This window comes from Kineococcus indalonis, from assembly GCF_009906395.1.
Classification (GTDB): domain Bacteria; phylum Actinomycetota; class Actinomycetes; order Actinomycetales; family Kineococcaceae; genus Kineococcus; species Kineococcus indalonis.
The window spans coordinates 1-3,555 of the sequence record NZ_JAAALM010000429.1; the positions used below are offsets into that span (position 1 = coordinate 1).

A 3,555-nucleotide genomic window follows, 5' to 3' on the forward strand; every position below is an offset into this window, starting at 1 on the left:
GCGCGAGAGGGACTGGAAGATCTCCCGGGCGAGCTTCGCCGTCTCCGACGGCGTCTTGCCGACCTTGACGCCGGCGGCCTCCAGGGCCTCCTTCTTGGCCTGCGCGGTGCCGGCGGAGCCGGACACGATCGCGCCGGCGTGGCCCATCGTCTTGCCCTCGGGGGCGGTGAAGCCGGCGACGTAGCCGACGACGGGCTTGGTGACGTTGGCCTCGATGTACTTCGCGGCGCGCTCCTCGGCGTCGCCGCCGATCTCGCCGATCATCACGATGACGTCGGTCTCCGGGTCGTCCTGGAACGCCTGGAGCGCGTCGATGTGCGTGGTGCCGATGACGGGGTCGCCGCCGATGCCCACGGCGGAGGAGAAGCCGATGTCGGCGAGCTCGTACATCATCTGGTACGTCAGCGTGCCGGACTTGGAGACCAGCCCGATGCGCCCGGGCGGGGTGATGTCGGCGGGGATGATGCCGGCGTTGGACTTGCCGGGGCTGATCAGGCCGGGGCAGTTCGGGCCGATGAGGCGCACGCCCTCCTTGGCGGCGGCGCGGGCGTGGAACTCGGCGGTGTCGTGCACCGGCACGCCCTCGGTGATGACCACGACGAGGGGGGTGTCGGCGTCGATGGCCTCCAGCGCGGCGGCCTTGGTGAACTTCGCCGGCACGAAGACCACGGAGACGTCCGCGCCGGTGGCCTCGCGCGCCTCGGCGACGGTGCCGAACACGGGCACCTGCACGGGCGAGCCGTCGGGGCCGGTGAAGTCCACGCTCTGGCCGGCCTTGCCGGGGTTCACGCCGCCGACGACGTGCGTGCCGGAGGCCAGCATCCGCTGCGTGTGCTTGCGCCCCTCGGAGCCGGTCATCCCCTGCACGATGACCTTGCTGTCGGAGTCCAGGAAGATCGCCATCGCTCAGGCCTTTCCGCTCGCGGCGAGCTCGGCGGCCTTGTCGGCCGCCCCGTCCATGGTGTCGACGACGGTCACCAGCGGGTGGTCCGCCTCGGCGAGGATGCGCCGGCCCTCCTCGACGTTGTTGCCGTCCAGGCGCACGACGAGGGGCTTGGTGGCCTCGTCGCCGAGGATGCCCAGGGCGGAGACGATGCCCTTGGCGACCTCGTCGCAGGCGGTGATGCCGCCGAAGACGTTGACGAACACGCTCTTGACCTGCGCGTCGTTGAGGATGACGTCGAGGCCGTTGGCCATGACCTGCGCGGACGCGCCGCCGCCGATGTCGAGGAAGTTGGCGGGCTTGACGCCGCCGTGCGCCTCGCCGGCGTAGGCGACGACGTCCAGGGTGCTCATGACCAGCCCGGCGCCGTTGCCGATGATCCCGACCTCGCCGTCGAGCTTGACGTAGTTGAGGTTCATCTCCTTCGCCCTGGCCTCCAGCGGGTCGGCGGCGGCGGCGTCGGTGAGCTCGGCGTGCTCGGGGTGGCGGAAGTCGGCGTTCTCGTCGAGGGTGACCTTGCCGTCGAGGGCGACGACCGCCCCGTCCTCGGTGCGCACCAGCGGGTTGACCTCGACCAGCGTGGCGTCCTCGGCGGTGAACACGCCCCACAGCTTCTGCACGACGTCGGCGACCTGCTCGCGCAGCTCGGGGGCGAAGCCGGCGGCCTCGACGATCTCGGCGGCCTTGGCGGCGTCGATGCCGGTCAGCGCGTCCACGGGCACGCGGGCCAGGGCCTCGGGGCGCTCGACGGCCAGCTGCTCGATCTCCACGCCGCCCTCGACGCTGGCCATCGCCAGGTAGGTGCGGTTGGAGCGGTCGAGCAGGACGGAGAAGTAGAACTCCTCGGCGATCCGCGCTCCCTGGGCGACCATCACCTGGTGCACGGTGTGGCCCTTGATGTCCATGCCGAGGATCTCGCGGGCGCGCTCGGCGGCCTCCTCGGGGGAGTGCGCGATCTTCACGCCGCCCGCCTTGCCGCGCCCGCCGGTCTTCACCTGGGCCTTGACCACGACCGTGCCGCCGCCCATCGCCTCGGCCGCGGCCCGCGCCTCCTCGGGCGTGCTCGCCACCTTGCCGTCCAGGACCGGTACGCCGTGCGCGGCGAACATGTCGCGCGCCTGGTACTCGAAGAGGTCCACCAGTCTTCCTCGTCTTCGTCGTCGGAAGTTGTCGTGTCGCTGCCGACGGCGCCCCGCACGGGGCCCGCGTCGGCCGGCACCGGGCGCTCAGCACCCTAGTGCTCCCCCGCCGGGCGGTCCCGGCCGGTCGGGATGACCCGGCTCACACGGCGTGACGGGGGGCACTCGCACCGGAGCCCTCGACGTGCCAGCATGGGCCGGGTCCGCGGGACCGACGACGACGACCGGCCGCCCGCGGCGCAGGGCGTTGAACCGGCAGCACCCGCACCGAGCGGCCCGCCGGGCCGCCGCACGCTGGAGGCCGCATGGACGCCGCTCACGAGCCGCAGCGCGCCACCCCCGCTCCCGCCCCCGCCGGGGCGTTCTCCGTCGAGGTCGTCGAGGACCGCTGGCGCTGGTCCCCCGCCGCGCGCGCGGTGCTGCGCCTGCCGCCGGAGGAGGCGGTGAGCACCACCGAGCGCCTGTGCGCGCACCTGCAGCCGCGCGACGCGCAGCGGCTGCGCGACGAGCTCACCGCCGCCGCCTGCGGCCGGGGCCCCTTCGGCGCCCTGGTCTCCTTCGACGACGGCCGCGGGGGCCGGCGGTGGGCCGCGCTGACGGGCCGCCCGGCGGACGGGCGGGGCGCGCGCGGGCCGGTGCGCACCTTCGGCGGCCAGGTCGTGGACGTCACCGGCGACGTGCTGCGGGAGGTCAGCGAGGTCGCCGCGGTGCACCTGCGCACGGCGCTGGAGTCGCGCCAGGTGATCGACCAGGCCAAGGGCGCGCTGATGCTCGTGTACGGCACCGGCGCCGAGGAGGCCTTCGAGCTGCTGCGGTGGTGCTCGCAGCAGCGCAACGTCAAGCTCGCCGTCCTCGCCGAGCGCGTCGTGGCCCTGTGCCGCAGCGGGCTGGAGCTGCCCGGGAACGTGCGCACCCGCCTGGACGACGTGCTGCAGACCACCTTCACCCGCCAGGCGGGCGGCGAGGGGCCCGCGCCGGCCGCGGCGCACGCCGAGCCGGTGCCGGACGTGGCGGTGTCCTGGCCGGGCGACGGGCGGGTGCCGGTGCTGCGGGTGTCGGGCGACGTGGACCTGGCCTCGGCGCCGGCGTTCTCCGCGGCCGTGGCCGGCGCGGTCGAGGAGGCCGAGCCGCCGCACCCGGTGGTGGTGGACCTCTCGGAGGTCGGCTACCTGGGGTCGGTGGGCGTCTCGGTGCTCACCAGCGCCCACCGCCGCTGCGAGCGCGGCGGCACCCCGCTGCGGGTGGTGCTCGGCACGCGCACCGACGTGCTGGACTTCCCGGGCCTGCGCAGCCTGCGCCTGCACCGCGACGTCGCCTCGGCCACCGCCCCCGACGCGCCCGGGGAGGGCGCCGACGCGGCCACGGGCGCGGACGGGGGCGCGGCGCCGGTGGACCTGCGCGCGCGCGAGGGCTCCCCCGCGCTGGGCTGAGGGGGCGCGCCCCGCACCCGCGGGGCGCGGGGCGGGCTCAGGA

Annotated in this window: 3 protein-coding genes; 1 reads left to right on the forward strand and 2 read right to left on the reverse strand. The window is 75.1% G+C overall.

The window, feature by feature from the left end:
- Together sucD and sucC are read right to left on the reverse strand one after the other, a co-directional pair.
- Nucleotides 1-903 (reverse strand): succinate--CoA ligase subunit alpha (gene sucD / locus GTR00_RS16905; RefSeq protein ID WP_166612753.1); only part of this gene is annotated, 903 nt, incomplete at its 3' end.
- A 3-nt stretch (nt 904-906) separates the two neighbouring features.
- Nucleotides 907-2,082, reverse strand: a complete 1,176-nt coding sequence (sucC, locus tag GTR00_RS16910) for an ADP-forming succinate--CoA ligase subunit beta (protein WP_166612754.1) — start codon at nt 2,080-2,082, stop codon at nt 907-909.
- Between the two features lie 305 nt (nt 2,083-2,387).
- Between sucC and GTR00_RS16915 the strand changes: the two genes are divergently transcribed.
- Nucleotides 2,388-3,512, forward strand: coding sequence for an ANTAR domain-containing protein (locus GTR00_RS16915; protein ID WP_166612755.1), 1,125 nt, complete (start codon nt 2,388-2,390; stop codon nt 3,510-3,512).
- The last annotated feature ends 43 nt before the right edge of the window (nt 3,513-3,555 follow it).